General features: G+C 69.6%; 13 protein-coding genes. 4 read left to right on the top strand and 9 right to left on the bottom strand.

All coding sequences use genetic code 11. The features are described from left to right. Nucleotides 1–96: 96 nt before the first annotated feature. From ACFYR3_RS01135 to ACFYR3_RS01160, 6 genes are all read right to left on the bottom strand, one after another. Nucleotides 97–399 (bottom strand): hypothetical protein, encoded by a 303-nt coding sequence (locus tag ACFYR3_RS01135; RefSeq protein WP_355855426.1) that lies wholly within the window; start codon nt 397–399, stop codon nt 97–99. A 127-nt stretch (nt 400–526) separates the two neighbouring features. Continuing rightward, entirely contained in the window at nt 527–1,516 is a 990-nt protein-coding gene (locus tag ACFYR3_RS01140; RefSeq protein WP_355855423.1) for a TerC family protein, read from the bottom strand. A gap of 315 nt (nt 1,517–1,831) precedes the next feature. Continuing rightward, a complete protein-coding gene (locus ACFYR3_RS01145) occupies nt 1,832–3,862 on the bottom strand; it encodes a TerD family protein (protein WP_355855420.1) in 2,031 nt (676 codons plus the stop codon). Between the two features lie 43 nt (nt 3,863–3,905). Next, the gene (locus ACFYR3_RS01150) at nt 3,906–4,484 is read right to left on the bottom strand and encodes a TerD family protein (RefSeq protein ID WP_261703411.1); all 579 of its coding nucleotides are present in this window, start codon (nt 4,482–4,484) and stop codon (nt 3,906–3,908) included. 160 nt (nt 4,485–4,644) lie between these two features. Next, nucleotides 4,645–6,777, bottom strand: a complete 2,133-nt coding sequence (uvrB, locus tag ACFYR3_RS01155) for an excinuclease ABC subunit UvrB (RefSeq protein WP_355855417.1) — start codon at nt 6,775–6,777, stop codon at nt 4,645–4,647. A gap of 40 nt (nt 6,778–6,817) precedes the next feature. Next, complete coding sequence (locus tag ACFYR3_RS01160; protein ID WP_355855414.1) at nt 6,818–7,690, bottom strand: MHYT domain-containing protein; 873 nt, start codon at nt 7,688–7,690, stop codon at nt 6,818–6,820. Nucleotides 7,691–7,968: 278 nt separating this feature from the next. On the opposite strand from ACFYR3_RS01160, the gene ACFYR3_RS01165 reads away from it, so the two are divergent. Both ACFYR3_RS01165 and ACFYR3_RS01170 read left to right on the top strand, forming a co-directional pair. Beyond that, nucleotides 7,969–8,835: a glycerophosphodiester phosphodiesterase family protein gene (locus ACFYR3_RS01165; protein ID WP_355855411.1), complete on the top strand. Its 867-nt coding sequence runs from the start codon at nt 7,969–7,971 to the stop codon at nt 8,833–8,835. Nucleotides 8,836–8,915: 80 nt separating this feature from the next. Next, nucleotides 8,916–9,470 (top strand): methylated-DNA--[protein]-cysteine S-methyltransferase, encoded by a 555-nt coding sequence (locus ACFYR3_RS01170; RefSeq protein ID WP_355855408.1) that lies wholly within the window; start codon nt 8,916–8,918, stop codon nt 9,468–9,470. 289 nt (nt 9,471–9,759) lie between these two features. On the opposite strand, the gene ACFYR3_RS01175 is transcribed toward ACFYR3_RS01170, so the two are convergent. Together ACFYR3_RS01175 and ACFYR3_RS01180 are read right to left on the bottom strand one after the other, a co-directional pair. Further along, nucleotides 9,760–10,122: a cupin domain-containing protein gene (locus ACFYR3_RS01175; RefSeq protein WP_266757515.1), complete on the bottom strand. Its 363-nt coding sequence runs from the start codon at nt 10,120–10,122 to the stop codon at nt 9,760–9,762. 256 nt (nt 10,123–10,378) lie between these two features. Continuing rightward, nucleotides 10,379–10,807, bottom strand: a complete 429-nt coding sequence (locus ACFYR3_RS01180; RefSeq protein ID WP_355855405.1) for a VOC family protein — start codon at nt 10,805–10,807, stop codon at nt 10,379–10,381. A 108-nt stretch (nt 10,808–10,915) separates the two neighbouring features. Here ACFYR3_RS01180 and ACFYR3_RS01185 point away from each other — a divergent pair, with 108 nt between their 5' ends. Further along, nucleotides 10,916–11,821: a pseudouridine-5'-phosphate glycosidase gene (locus tag ACFYR3_RS01185; protein WP_355855403.1), complete on the top strand. Its 906-nt coding sequence runs from the start codon at nt 10,916–10,918 to the stop codon at nt 11,819–11,821. Nucleotides 11,822–11,841: 20 nt separating this feature from the next. Then, nucleotides 11,842–12,816 carry a PfkB family carbohydrate kinase gene (locus ACFYR3_RS01190; protein ID WP_355855495.1) on the top strand — a complete coding sequence of 325 codons (975 nt, stop codon included), beginning with the start codon at nt 11,842–11,844 and terminating at the stop codon, nt 12,814–12,816. A gap of 59 nt (nt 12,817–12,875) precedes the next feature. Here ACFYR3_RS01190 and ACFYR3_RS01195 read toward each other — a convergent pair whose 3' ends face one another. Continuing rightward, nucleotides 12,876–13,670 carry a methyltransferase gene (locus ACFYR3_RS01195; RefSeq protein ID WP_355855400.1) on the bottom strand — a complete coding sequence of 265 codons (795 nt, stop codon included), beginning with the start codon at nt 13,668–13,670 and terminating at the stop codon, nt 12,876–12,878. Nucleotides 13,671–13,853: the final 183 nt, after the last annotated feature.

Below are 13,853 nucleotides of genomic sequence, written 5' to 3' on the forward strand. Positions count from 1 at the left end.
TCGCAGTCGGAGGAGTGCCCCGCACTCCGGCGGCACGGGGCATGATCCGGGACCGCGGCGGACGAACCGGTCCCCGGGAGTGGACCGCTGCTTCAGCTACTTCAGCTCGGTCATCTCCTCTACGTCGCAGTCCGTGAAGGACGGCGGCCTGGTGCACAGCGCGGCCATTTGCTCCGCCATCTTGCTCGTCTCCGGGTCGTTGCTGTTGCGCATGGCGTCCTCGTAGGACTCGAACTCGATCAGTGCGAGGTAGCGGTTGGGCGTGTTGCGGTCCTTCAGCACGAGACGGTGGGTGGGGCCACCCTCGCGGCCGGTATTACGCTGCTCCGCCTGCTGGACGAGCTGGCGTAGCTCGTCCATCCGCTCGGATTCGATGTCGACGATCTGCACGAACTTCATGGATTCCTCCACCGGGCCTGGGCGCTCCCGGACGGGAGACGCTCGGAATCCAAGCAAGCACCGGGAGCGGTGGTCGGCAATTCGCCCCGCACCGCTCCCGGGGTGGTTGTTGCTACGTTCGACGTGGTCAGACGTCGATGCTTTCCTTCGGAGCGCTCTCGGTCCGCTCGCGCGCCGCCTGCCTCCTGGTGGCGGTCAGGCTGGTGATCGTGGTGACCACGAGGACCGCGCAGATCACGCCGAGCGAGACCGGGATGGATATCTCGGGAACATGGACGCCGGACTCGTGCAGGGCGTGCAGGACGAGCTTGATGCCGATGAAGCCGAGGATGACCGAGAGACCGTAGCTGAGGTGGACCAGCTTCTTGAGCAGGCCGCCGATGAGGAAGTACAACTGCCGCAGGCCCATCAGCGCGAACGCGTTGGCCGTGAAGACGATGTACGGGTCCTGGGTCAGGCCGAAGATCGCAGGGATCGAGTCGAGCGCGAAGAGCACGTCGGTGGTGCCGATCGCCAGCATCACGACCAGCATCGGCGTCATGACGCGCTTGCCGTTCCGCCGGATCCACAGCTTGGTGCCGTGGTAGCGGTCGGCCACGCCGAACCGCTGCTCGGCGGCCTTGAGCAGCCTGTTCTCCTCGAACTCCTCGTCATCCCCGTCGGCACGGGCCTCCTGGATCAGCTTCCAGGCGGTGTAGATGAGGAACGCGCCGAAGATGTAGAAGACCCACGCGAAGTTCGCGATGATCGCGGCGCCGGCGGCGATGAATATCCCGCGCAGGACCAGGGCTATCAGGACGCCCACGAGAAGCACGCGCTGCTGGTACTTCGAGGGCACCGCGAACTTCGCCATGATCAGGACGAAGACGAAGAGGTTGTCGACGCTCAGCGACTTCTCGGTGATGAAGCCGGCGAAGAACTCTCCGGCCGGCTCTCCGCCGGCGAACAGGAGCAGTCCGAGTCCGAACAGCCCGGCGAGGGCGATCCAGACGACGGTCCAGATTCCGGCTTCCTTGATCGATACGTCGTGCGGCTTGCGGCCGATGAAGAAGTCGACCGCGATCAGTGCGGCCAGCCCCACGATGGTCAGGACCCACAGGGTCAGGGAAACATTCACTGCGCCTCCGGCAGTACGTAACGGCAGATTTCAGCGTCGTTCGCCACCGGAGGTCTCTTCCACCCGAGGCCACCGGGGCGCTGGGTGCGCCCGGGAGCCTGCGGGCCGACGTCCCGGGATCCGACTGGATCCGTATTGACGGGTGCGTCGCAGCAGGTAGGGAGTACTCCCCTCCGTATGGAAAAAGAGTACCGAATCACCAAGGAAAGGTAAAGGGATTAGTAAAAGAAAGGCCAAGTTGCCTGGTCAGGGTACTTTACGGATGCTTGGCAAAGCAGCTTGACCTCTGAGGTCCGAGGGTCCGGAGGAGCCGGGTCAGCGGTTCCATGACCGGCGGGCCGCCGCCACCCGTGCGAGAACCTGCTGGAGCACCTGGCTGTTCGCGGGAACGAGCGAGGGCTCATACGTCCACGCATGTCCGACCCATGGGTCGGCGAGATGGTCGTCGGGAACCGGCGTGATCCGCAGCAGCGACCGCCAGAGGGGGTCGAGCAGCGGCCCGTACGCGGCCGCGTCCTCGCGGTCGGCCACCATCATCAGATGGACGCCGACGGCCGGCCCCTCGTCCGCCAGGTAGCGGAGCTGGGTCACGGCTCGATCGTCGAAGCCGTGCGGGAAGTCGTTGACGATCAGCAGCTGCTCGGCGGTGTCGAGACCCGGCGGCAGCGAGTCGGCCGCTCCCCCGCGCAACGCCATCTGAACCAGGTCGACGCGCTGGGTGAGACGGGCCAGTACGTCCGCCACGCCCGCGGCACCCGCGGCCGGAGGGCTGCCGAGCACCCCGGACTGCGCCAGGGGTGCCAGGGACGAGGCTCCGGCGCCGGCCGGGTCGATGACGTGCACGGTGAACTCGCCCGCGGGATAGACGGCGAGCAGCCGGGCGGCATGCGCCACGGCGGTGTCCATGGCGAAGCGACGCACCTGGTCGGAGTCGGCGAGCGTGCCCTCCAGGGAGGCGCGGCCGCTGTCGATCCACAGCCCGCGCTCCAGCGGCAGGCGCACCAGCATCGGGATGCTCAGGTTCTCGCTCTCGGGCAGACGGAGGTCGCCGAGCCGCAGTGCCATGGGGATTTCCAAGGGGGCGTGGTAGCCGTGCCAGACCGGGTTGTCCCAGCGTGCGTAGGCCATCGGCAGGGCGGGCTCCACGACCTCGGCCTCGGCTGTGAGCTGGGCGAGGTCCCGGTCGAGAACGGCTCGGGCCTGGTCGACCAGGTGCGCGTGTTTGGCGTGGGCGGCTTCGCGCGCGGCGTCGCCCTGCCCGCCGATCCGGCTGCGCGGGTCGGACAGGACGTGGTCGAGCTCCTTCTCCATGCGGGAGTCGGCGAAGTCGACGGCGCTGCGGTACGCGGCGACGGTCCGGGCCAGGTCCTCGAACATCCCCCACACCTGGTTGTACAGGCGCTCCTCCATGGACCAGCCGGTCGCGTCTCCCGCGACGGGCTGGGCGGGCTGTCCGGGCTGGGCCGGCGGAGCGGTCGGCGGGGGCGGCGGCGGAGCGGCGGTCTGCCGGCCGGGGTGGCTGTAGTTGATCGGGCCACCGCCATTGGGCGACGGCGGCTGGGCGACCGAGGAGGGGTCGGGTTGCGCAGAACCCCCCGTACGGCCGGTCTGCGGAGCCGTGGCTCCCTGCGGACCGGGCGTGTCGTACGGGGACTGCTGCGGCGTCACGGTCCCCGGGGTGCCCTGCGGTCCAGGTCCGGCGTACGGCTGGTCCGGTCCTGGCGCCGAGGCGGCCGCCTGTCGTGACCGGTCCGCGTCCTGGGTGCGCGGCGGGGGCGCCGCCACCGACCGGGCGAGGCCCTGGGCCACCGCTTCGTTGATGCTGCCCGCGAGCTGCCGTGCCTCGGGGAGTCCCTGGTCGGTGAGGAGTTCGGCGAGGCCGCCCGCGTACCCCTGGCCGACCGCGCGCACCTTCCAGGCGCCCTGCCTGCGGTAGAGCTCCAGGGCAACGACGGCGGACTCGGCGTCCAGGCCGGTGAGGGTGTAGCTGACGACCTCGGAACCGTCGAGGCCGGTGACCGCGACGAAGGGGGCGGCTACGGCGCCGAACCGGACCGGGCCGCCGACCCCGGTGGGCAGCGCGAGGAGCACGCTGACCCGGTGCACGGTCGGCGGCAGGGCGTCAAGGTCGAAGGCCAGGCGATGATCGGCCGCCGCCTGCTTGGAGACCTCGAGCCCAGGAAGCGTGGGCGCGCCCGGGTGGGCCACCCACTCGACGCCCCGGACCCTGCCCTGCTCGTCGCTGAGCGTAGCCCCTGCCACGATCGGCTTCCCGGCCGAGACACGGACCTCGAGACGGACCTGGGAGAGCGGGTGGTTCTGCCCCCTGACCAGCTCGGCCGTCATCGTCTTGTCCCCCTACGTCGCTGCGTGCGTGTGCGCCGGCCGCCTACAGGTGCGGCAGGATCGCGGGCATCAGGTCCTGGAACGTGCGGCCGTTGGCCGGCGTACCGAGGGCCGTCATCTGCCAGCCGGTTCCGGAGCGGTGCACCTTCGCCATGATCTGGGCCGTGTACTGGCCGCCGCCGGCCAGCGTGTAGCGGGCGAGTTCCTGGCCGTTGGTCTCGTCGACGAGACGGCAGAACGCGTTCTGCACTTCCTGGAAGGTCTGGCCCGTGAAGGAGTTCACGGTGAAGACGATCTGGTCGATGTGGACCGGGATGCGCTGCAGGTCGACGAGGATGGCCTCGTCGTCGCCGCCCTGGCCCACGCCGCCGACCAGGTTGTCACCGGTGTGCCGCACCGAGCCGTCGTCGCTGACGAGGTGACGGAAGAACACCACGTCGACGGGCTGCTTGTCCGCGAACAGCACGGCGGACGCGTCGAGGTCGATCTCCCGGGTGCGCGAGCCGAACAGGCCGCGCCGGGGGGCCGCCTGCCAGCCGAGTCCCATCCGGACCGCGGTCAGCGTGCCCCCGTCGTTCTTCTGCAGACTGATGGCCTGACCCTTGGTCATGTTGACCGTCACGCGCTGTTCCCCTCTCGAACTGTCCCCTGTTGCCGCGGAGTCCGCGGATGAGCAGAACCCTACGCAGCGGCACTGACAGCGCCGAACCCTGGGGGCGACTTTGTGTCGGTCTTGCAACACACCGCGCATCGGTCGAGGTCCGGTGCCACCGGCGTGACCGTCAGGCGATTCCCGCCTCCTTCATCTGCCGCAGCTCCTTCTTCATCTCGGACACCTCGTCGCGCAGCCGGGCCGCGATCTCGAACTGGAGGTCGGCCGCCGCGGCGCGCATCCGTTCCGTCATCTCCTCGATCTGCTGGGCGAGTTCGGCCGCGGGGCGGTCGGTCGGCACGGTCTCCTTGCCCTTGGCGGACTTGGCGGCCCGGGTCGCCTTGCCGCCCAGCGCGGGGACGGGTGCCTTGGCGCCCTTGCCGTCCTTCGTCTTGCGGTAGCCGGAGCCGAGCAGCTGCTCGGTGTCGACGTCCTCGCGGGCGATCTGCGCCACGATGTCGTTGATCTTCTTGCGGAGGGGCTGCGGGTCGATGCCCCTCTCCTTGTTGTAGGCGATCTGCTTCTCCCGGCGGCGGTTGGTCTCCTCGATGGCCTTCTCCATCGCCGGGGTGATCTTGTCGGCGTACATGTGGACCTGGCCGGAGACATTGCGCGCCGCGCGGCCGATGGTCTGGATCAGGGAGGTTCCCGAGCGCAGGAAGCCCTCCTTGTCGGCGTCGAGGATCGCCACCAGGGAGACCTCGGGAAGGTCGAGGCCTTCGCGCAGCAGGTTGATGCCGACCAGGACGTCGAACTCGCCGGCGCGCAGTTCGCGCAGCAGCTCGACGCGGCGCAGGGTGTCGACGTCACTGTGCAGGTAGCGGACCTGGATGCCCAGTTCGAGGAAGTAGTCGGTGAGGTCCTCGGCCATCTTCTTGGTGAGCGTGGTGACCAGGACGCGCTCGTCCTTCTCGGTGCGCTGCCGGATCTCGTGCACCAGGTCGTCGATCTGACCCTCGGTGGACTTGACGACGACCTGGGGGTCGATGAGGCCGGTGGGGCGGATGATCTGCTCGACAAAGCCGTCCGAGCGGGAGAGCTCGTACTTCCCCGGGGTCGCCGAGAGATAGACGGTCTGGCCGATGCGCTTCTGGAACTCCTCCCACTTCAGGGGGCGGTTGTCCAGTGCGGAGGGGAGCCGGAAGCCGTGGTCGACGAGCGTGCGCTTGCGGGAGGCGTCACCCTCGTACATCGCGCCGATCTGCGGAACCGTGACGTGCGACTCGTCGATGACGAGCAGGAAGTCGTCCGGGAAGTAGTCGATCAGTGTGTTCGGCGGGGAACCGGGTTCACGGCCGTCGAAGTGCATCGAGTAGTTCTCGACACCGGAGCAGGAGCCGATCTGGCGGAGCATCTCGAGGTCGTACGTCGTCCGCATGCGCAGTCGCTGGGCCTCCAGGAGCTTGCTCTGCTTCTCCAGCTCGGCGAGGCGCTCCCCCAGCTCCTTCTCGATGTCGTTGACCGCGCGCTCCATGCGTTCGGGACCCGCCACGTAGTGGGACGCCGGGAAGACGTAGATCTGGTTGTCGTCGCTGATGACCTCACCGGTGAGCGGGTGCAGCGTGGACAGCGCCTCGATCTCGTCGCCGAACATCTCGATGCGGACGGCGAGCTCCTCGTAGACCGGGAAGATCTCGATGGTGTCGCCGCGGACCCGGAAGGTGCCCCGCGCGAAGGCCACGTCGTTGCGCGTGTACTGGATGTCGACGAAGCGGCGCAGCAGGTCGTCGCGGTCGATCTCGTCGCCGACCTTGAGAGCGACCATCCGGTCCACGTACTCCTGCGGAGTACCGAGGCCGTAGATGCAGGAGACCGAGGCGACCACGACGACGTCGCGGCGGGTCAGCAGCGAGTTGGTCGCGGAGTGGCGCAGGCGCTCCACCTCCTCGTTGATCGAGGAGTCCTTCTCGATGTAGGTGTCCGACTGCGGGACGTAGGCCTCGGGCTGGTAGTAGTCGTAGTACGAGACGAAGTATTCGACCGCGTTGTTCGGCAGCAGCTCGCGGAACTCATTGGCCAACTGGGCGGCCAGCGTCTTGTTCGGTGCCATGACGAGCGTGGGGCGCTGGAGCTTCTCGATCATCCACGCGGTGGTGGCGGACTTGCCTGTGCCGGTCGCGCCCAGCAGGACGACATCCTTCTCACCTGCGCGGATGCGCTTCTCCAGATCGGCGATGGCCGTGGGCTGGTCACCGCCGGGCTGGAAGGAGCTGACGACCTCGAAGGGCGCCACCGAACGTTCGATCTTGGATACGGGCCGCATGGAATCCACCGTACGACCCCGCACTGACAACCGGGCCCGATCACCTGCTCTGCGGGGTGCGGGAGCGGCGGTACGCACTCTCCCGCGCGGGACGGACGGCCGGACGACGACCGGCGTGCACGGCGACGGGATGGGCCGGGATGCCCGGCCGCCTGATCTCCACCGGGCGCCGGGCCGGCCGGCCCAGGACCATCTGCGGATCGAACATCACGACGACGCCCGCCAGACACAGGAAGGCGAGGGGGCCGATCATCATGGGCGCGAGCAGCGCGGCCGCCGAGTCCCCGGCCGGGGTGCCGCCGGTCGAGCCGTGCAGATGGACACTGAGCGCGGCCATGCCCGCGTAGTGCATACCGCTGACGGCCAGCCCCATGACGAGGCTCGCACCCACGCTCCAGAGGAATCCACGCACCTGTCCCGCGGCCCAGAGAGCGGCGGTGGCGGCCACGACGGCTATGACGACCGAGGCGGAGACCGTGAGGGTGTTGTACTCGAGTTTCCCGTTGAGCCGCATCCCGGCCATGCCCAGGTAGTGCATCGAGGCGATGCCCAGGCCGGTGACGGTCCCTCCGGTGAAGAGCGCCGTTCCGGTGGCCCCCTGGTAGCCGACGATGAAGATCCCGGCGCCGACCATCAGGACGGCGACGCCCAGACTCGCGAACGTCGTCGGCTTGTCGTAGTGGACGGGGGTCTCCTCGACCGTGAATCCCATCATCGCGATGAAGTGCATCGTCCATATGCCGGACGCGATCGCGACCGAGCCGAGCGCGAGCCAGCCTGCGCGCCAGGAACCGGCGACGAGCAGGGATCTGGTGGTGCAGCGAAGCCCCAGCGCTCCGCCCAGGCAGGCCATGAAATAGGCCACCAGCGGTGTGACGAGTCCGTAAGTGAAGCCGTCGACCGTGCCTTGCATACGCGGCTGCCTTTCCCGCCCTGTTACTCCTGGAACTGTCCGAAATACCCCCGCCCTCCGGACCGCCGGAGCGGACCGGGTTGAGGCGAGAGTATGACCCCCACCGGAATGGTCGAACGATAATCCGGCAAAGAATCACGACCTCTCCTCACTTGTGCGGCGCCAGTGAGCGGACTTGGACAACTCCATTCAATCCGCGGCCATCTCGCTTCACCCCTCCGTCGACTCTCTGCTGTCAATCTTGTGCTGTCCGTGATCGTCCGACGCGAGGAGAACGCATGCACGCGCGCGTTGCCGCCGCCACGACCGCCGCGCTTCTTGGGGGAGCCGTTTTGATACTGCCGAGCCCGCACGCCAAGGCCGGCGGCCGGATCGGGGCACCGCTGGTCGTCGCCCACCGCGGTGCCTCGGCCTATGCGCCCGAGAACACCCTGGCCGCCATCGACCGCGCGGCCGAGCTGGGGTTCGACTGGGTCGAGAACGACGTCCAGCGCACCAGAGACGGTCAGCTGGTCGTCCTCCACGACGCCTCACTGGCACGCACGACCGACGTCGAGGACGTCTATCCCGGCCGAAGCCCCTGGAAGGTCAAGGATTTCACCGCGGCCGAGATCGCCCGGCTGGATGCCGGGAGCTGGTTCGACCCCCGGTTCGCGGGCGCGAAGGTTCCGACGCTGCGGAAGTACATGGAACGCGTCGAGCGCAACCACCAGAAGCTCGTCCTGGAGATCAAGAACCCTGAGCTCTATCCGGGCATCGAGCGACAGACGCTCAACCTCCTGAGCAACGAGGGCTGGCTCGACCCGGTGCACCTCAGGGACCGGCTGATCGTCCAGAGCTTCAGCGCGGGCAGTGTCCGGACGGTGCACCAACTGCGGCCCGGCATCACGACGGCCTTCCTGGGGACGCCTCCGGTCACGCGGCTGCCCCGGTACGCGGAGTTCGCCGACCAGATCAACTCGGATCACCGGTCGCTGTCGTCCGACTACGTCTCCGCGGTCCACGCACTGCACGGTCCGCACGGCCCGATGAAGGTCTTCGCCTGGACCGTGGACGACGCGGCCACCGCGCGGCGACTGGCGGGCTTCGGCACGGACGGCGTCATCACGAACGTGCCCGACGCGATCCGCGAGGCTCTGCACTAGCAGGCCGTCGCCCGGGGCGCGGACGGGTGCCGGTGTGCGCGCCCCGGGCGTTGTCAGTGGCGGGCCGTACGGTGGATCGCATGAACAGCCACGCGCGGTACGAGCAGCAGGTCGTGTGGTCCGTCGTCGGCACGGACATCGGTCCGCTGCTCCTCGCGGCGACGCCCCACGGCCTGGTCAATGTCGTCTTTCACGCGTCGGACGCGGTACGCGACAAGGCGCTCGACCGGCTCGCGTCCCGTCTGGGCGGCGAGCCCGTCGAGGCGCCCGAGTCCCCTCTGCTGGCCGAGGCGATACGCCAGGTCGAGGCCTACTTCGCGGGAGAGCGGCACGAATTCGATCTACCGCTCGACTGGTCGCTGATCTCGGGGTTCAACCGCCAGGTGCTGCGTGAGTTGAACTCGGGCGTTCCGTTCGGTTCCGTCGTGGCCTACGGCGATCTGGCCGGGCGGGTCGGCGAGCCCAGGGCGGCGCAGGCCGTGGGGGTGGCCATGGGCTCGAATCCGCTGCCGGTCGTGGTGCCCTGCCACCGGGTGGTCGAGAGCGACGGCGGGATCGGCGGTTTCGGGGGCGGTCTGGAGACCAAGCGAAAGCTGCTGGCGCTCGAAGGAGTCCTCCCGGAGCCGCTGTTCTGAGGTCACGGCGGGGGCCGAGGGCGCAACGCGCATCGCGGCTTCCCGGTTGCGGCATCGCGCGGGAGAACGGCCGAGCAGGAGGGCAACCGCGCGGGCGAGCGACCGCTTGCTGATCGTCGACTGCGGAGTGCTCTCCGGGCGAAAAGACGGCCGCGCGGGAGGGCGGCCCGCGCGAGGACTCTCCGATGAGATGAACGCTCACGGCACACCCCTCCGGTCTCCGGGTGCCTTCGAGCGGAGGGCGGGCAGGTGTGCCGTGCGTGCGGTGGAGCGTCAGCTCCCGAGGTCCTCAGAGACTGATGTGGTACGCCTTGCGCAGCGTCTCGTGGACGGTCCACGTCGTACGGTCGCCCTCGCGCAGGAACGCCGCGTCGCCGGGGCCCACTTCGATGACGTCGCCGCCTTCCACCTCGATGGTGGCGCGGCCACTGACGACGACGAAGAGCTCGTTCGCCTCGGTGTCGGTCACCACGCCGGGCGTGATCTGCCAGATGCCGCGCAGCTGCTTGCCGTCGGCGGACTCCCACAGCACCTTGCCCGTCACGGCGGGGTCGCCGGAGACGATCTGGGCCGGGTCCAGCGGCTCGGGTTCGAGTTCGGCGTCGGGAATGTGCACGGCGAAGGACGGTGTGGCCTGGGAGTTCATGGTCATGAGCGGACACCCTAAGGGCTTGCCGGCCCGACGGGGCGACGAGGGTCTCCCCGTCGGGCCCGGTGCCGCACGGCACTTCGAGAAAGTCCTGACGCGGAGGGTGGCCGTACCGCGCGGCCGTACCGTACGTCCTCGACCCCCATGGGGCACTGACCGGCGTACGGCCTGTCCGACCCGCCCTGTCGAAGGGGTGCTCCCGCGCGCGTGGAGCACCCCTTCTCCTTTCGCAGGACGAGATCCCGCCCCGTTCAAGGGGCTACTCGTAGTGCCGGGCCTCGAAGACGTTCCCGTCCGGGTCACGGAAGTAGAAGCTGCGCCTGGCCGTTCCGCGGGCTCCGAAGGAGTCGTACGAGAAGTCCGACAGCGGGACCGACCGTTCCTCCAGGCGCGCCCGCAGCGCGTCGAACGCCTCTCTGGGGAGGGCCACGCACACGTGGTTGACCGGGTGGCCGGCACTGTCTGCGGCCCCGGGAACCACGTTCATGCCCGGCGCCAGAGTGAGGGGAGCGAGGTCGAGGACGGTCTCCTCGTTGAGACGTACGGAGGGGAACGAGACCGTTCCAGCGGCGAATTCGGTGACTCTCAGGGGCTCCAGGCCGACCGCCTTCTCGTAGAAGTCGGCCGCGGCGACCGGATCGCGTACCCAGAGGACGACATGGTCGAGACGTGGCGAGTTGTCCGTCATGCCCCCAGGCTGGTGTCGTACGCCGCTGGTCGCAAGGGTTTGGCCGGGCGCGCCGCTCGCCAGAGATCCAGGGACGGGGAACGTCGACCGACGACAGGAGGCAGGCGCGTGATCGTGGTGTCCGAAGAGGTGCGGGAGGCGCTCGACGCGCGCCGGCCGGTGGTGGCCCTGGAGTCGACGATCATCGCCCACGGGTTGCCCCGCCCGCGCAATCTGCAGGTCGCGCTCGAACTGGAGGAGGTCGTCCGGGAGGAGGGCGCCGTACCCGCGACGATCGCCGTGCTCGACGGCCGGCCTCACGTCGGTCTGGACAAGGATCAGCTGGAGCGGGTCGCGAACGAGGACGGCATCCGCAAGCTGGGCCACCGTGACCTGCCGCTCGCGGTGGCCGCGGGAGCGAGCGGGGCGACGACCGTGTCGGCGACGGCCCTGCTGGCGGCCCGCGCGGGGGTACGGGTGTTCGCGACGGGAGGGCTCGGCGGTGTGCACCGCGAGTGGACGGTGACCCAGGACGAGTCCGCCGATCTGGGCCTGTTGGCGCGTACCCGGATCACGGTGGTGTGCGCGGGCGTCAAGTCGATCCTGGACGTGCCTGCGACGCTGCAGCGTCTGGAGACACTGGGCGTGGCGGTGGCCGGGTACGGCACGGACCGGTTCCCCGGCTTCTATCTGTCCGACTCGGGACACCCCGTGGACTGGACCCTGGAGTCCCCCGAGCAGGTGGCGGAAGTGATGCGCGCTCAGGACGCCCTGCACGCCCCCGACTCGTCGCTCATCGTCGCGAACCCCGTCCCCGAGGAGGAGCAGCTCGATCCCACGCTCCACGCGCGCGTGCTGGCCGAAGCGCTGCGCGCGTGCGAGGAGGAGGGTGTGACCGGACAGGCGGTGACACCGTTCCTGCTCGGCTATCTGGTCCGGCACACGGACGGCGCCTCACTCGGCGCCAATCTGGCGGCCGTACGCGGCAACGTACGCCTCGCGGGGCGAATCGCGGCGGCCTGGGCGGGGGCGTGAGCGACGCGGACCGGGGCAGCCTGGGCGGCAGCGCCGAAACGGCTGACGGAGGCGACCCGGCGGAGGGCGCTCTGCTCGTCGTCGGGGACGTGGTCACGGATGTCGTCGCCCGGCATCGCGGACCGCTGGCGGCCGGTACCGACACGGTCGCCGCCATCCGGACCGTACCGGGCGGCGCGGGTGCCAACGTCGCGTGCTGGGCCGTGCACGACGGCTGCGCCGACGTGCGGCTCCTCGGCCGGGTGGGCGGCGACTCCGCGGCGTGGCACGAACGCGAACTCGCGGCGAGCGGCGTACGGCCCCTCCTGGTGACCGATCCGGAGACGCCGACCGGGACGGTGATCTGCCTGGTGGACACCGGCGCGTCGGCGGAACGGACGTTCCTCACGGACAGCGGGGCGTCACTGCGGCTCGCACCGGGCGACTGGTCGCCCGCGCTGCTCGACGGGGTCGCGCGGCTGCATCTGTCGGGCTACCTGTTCTTCTCCGAGCCGAGCAGGGCGCTGGTCTCGGTGGTACTGGAGTCGACACGCGCGCGTGGTGTGCCCGTGAGCGTCGACCCGGCGTCGGCGGGGTTCCTGACCGAGCTGGGTGTGGACCGCTTCCTCGACCTCTGCTCGGGCGTGGACGTCCTGCTGCCCAGCCGTGACGAGGCGTGTCTGCTGACCGGACTGCCCGATCCGGCCGACGCGGCGGCCAAGCTGAGCCGCCATTTCCCCTTGGTCGTCGCCAAGCTGGGGAGTGACGGGGCCCTGGTCGCCCGTTCCGGATCCGTCCGGGCCCATGTCCCGGCGCTGCCCGCGACACCGCGTGACACGACGGGCGCCGGTGACGCGTTCACCGGCGCGTTCCTCGCCGCACTGCTCGCCGGCGCCGGGTCCGAGGAGGCGGCGACGGCGGGGTGCGCGGCGGGGGCGAAGGCCGTGGAACGGGTCGGCGGAAGACCGCCCACGGAAAGTCGACGGCGACGCGAAGGAGAGACGCGGGTCCACTGAACGTCTCGACCCTATGGGGACGTACGCGTGGCACCCGATTCCCGGCTTCCCAGCCTCGCTCAGTTCTTGCGCCCCCAGGCCGAGATCATCGGCGCCGTCGCCAGGTCCATGGACCCCGCGGCGACGTTCGCCAGGTGCCGGTCGATCTCCTCCTGGGTGGCCAGGCCCGCGGTGACGAGCTGGTCGCGAATCTGACGGACCGTCGCGGATTCCAGGGTGTCGCAGGCGGGTGAGGCGACGGGGAAGTACGCGTCGGCCTCCACACCCCGCAGTCCCGCGTCCCGGAGCAGTCGCGGGAGCTTGCGGCCGTAGGCGAGGTCGGCGCCGCGATCGGCGAGCAGGTTGCGAAAGCCCTGGCGCAGCCGGTTCGCCAGCTGCTGCTCGGGGCCGTACTCGTCGGGGCAGAGCAGCGGCTGCAGGGCGGGGTCGGCGTCCTCGACAAGGAGCCGGCCGCCGGGCCGCAAGGCCTTGATCATCGACCGCAACGCCCTGTCCCGGTCCGGCACATGGACCAGTACGAGCCGGGCGTGCACGAGGTCGAAGCCCTCCCCCGGCGGTTCCTCGGCACCCACGTCGTGGACGCGGACCTCGACCGGCGAGCGGGCTACGGAGGCCGCCCATGAGGTGTCGATGTCGGTCGCGACGACCTTCCCCGTCGGACCCACCTTCTTGGCGAGCCAGGACACGACGGACGTGCCGCCCGCGCCGACCTCCCAGCAGCGCCAGCCGGACCCGACGCCGAAGCGTTCCATGTGACGGAACGTCGTGGGATCGAAGAGTGTGGCGAGGGCGTCGAAACGCTGCCCCGCCTCGGTCTGCTGGTTGTCGAGGAGATACCCGTCGGCTCGCGTCATGGGGAGATCATCCCAGTTGACCCGCTTGTCGGGAATCGTTGACGCTCCCGTAGTCGGCACCCGCGTCGCCTGAGAGTTTCACCCGGTGGCGCCAGACGCCGCCGGGCGGATGCCGCGTGACGCCAAGCCGTCCGAGCATTCCGCAGCACGGAACGGAATGTTCCGTTCCCACAGCCTTTTCCG

Origin of the sequence: Streptomyces sp. NPDC005784, assembly GCF_042871525.1 — a bacterium.
Lineage (GTDB): Bacteria > Actinomycetota > Actinomycetes > Streptomycetales > Streptomycetaceae > Streptomyces.

Bases quoted from the DNA above. Each gene is read 5' to 3' on its own strand.
- ACFYR3_RS01160 (WP_355855414.1), bottom strand. From the start codon at position 7,690: ATGCAAGGCACGGTCGACGGCTTCACTTACGGACTCGTCACACCGCTG.
- ACFYR3_RS01135 (WP_355855426.1), bottom strand. From the start codon at position 399: ATGAAGTTCGTGCAGATCGTCGACATCGAATCCGAGCGGATGGACGAG.
- ACFYR3_RS01195 (WP_355855400.1), bottom strand. From the start codon at position 13,670: ATGACGCGAGCCGACGGGTATCTCCTCGACAACCAGCAGACCGAGGCG.
- ACFYR3_RS01175 (WP_266757515.1), bottom strand. From the start codon at position 10,122: ATGACCATGAACTCCCAGGCCACACCGTCCTTCGCCGTGCACATTCCC.
- uvrB (WP_355855417.1), bottom strand. From the start codon at position 6,777: ATGCGGCCCGTATCCAAGATCGAACGTTCGGTGGCGCCCTTCGAGGTC.
- ACFYR3_RS01180 (WP_355855405.1), bottom strand. From the start codon at position 10,807: ATGACGGACAACTCGCCACGTCTCGACCATGTCGTCCTCTGGGTACGC.
- ACFYR3_RS01170 (WP_355855408.1), top strand. From the start codon at position 8,916: ATGAACAGCCACGCGCGGTACGAGCAGCAGGTCGTGTGGTCCGTCGTC.
- ACFYR3_RS01165 (WP_355855411.1), top strand. From the start codon at position 7,969: ATGCACGCGCGCGTTGCCGCCGCCACGACCGCCGCGCTTCTTGGGGGA.
- ACFYR3_RS01145 (WP_355855420.1), bottom strand. From the start codon at position 3,862: ATGACGGCCGAGCTGGTCAGGGGGCAGAACCACCCGCTCTCCCAGGTC.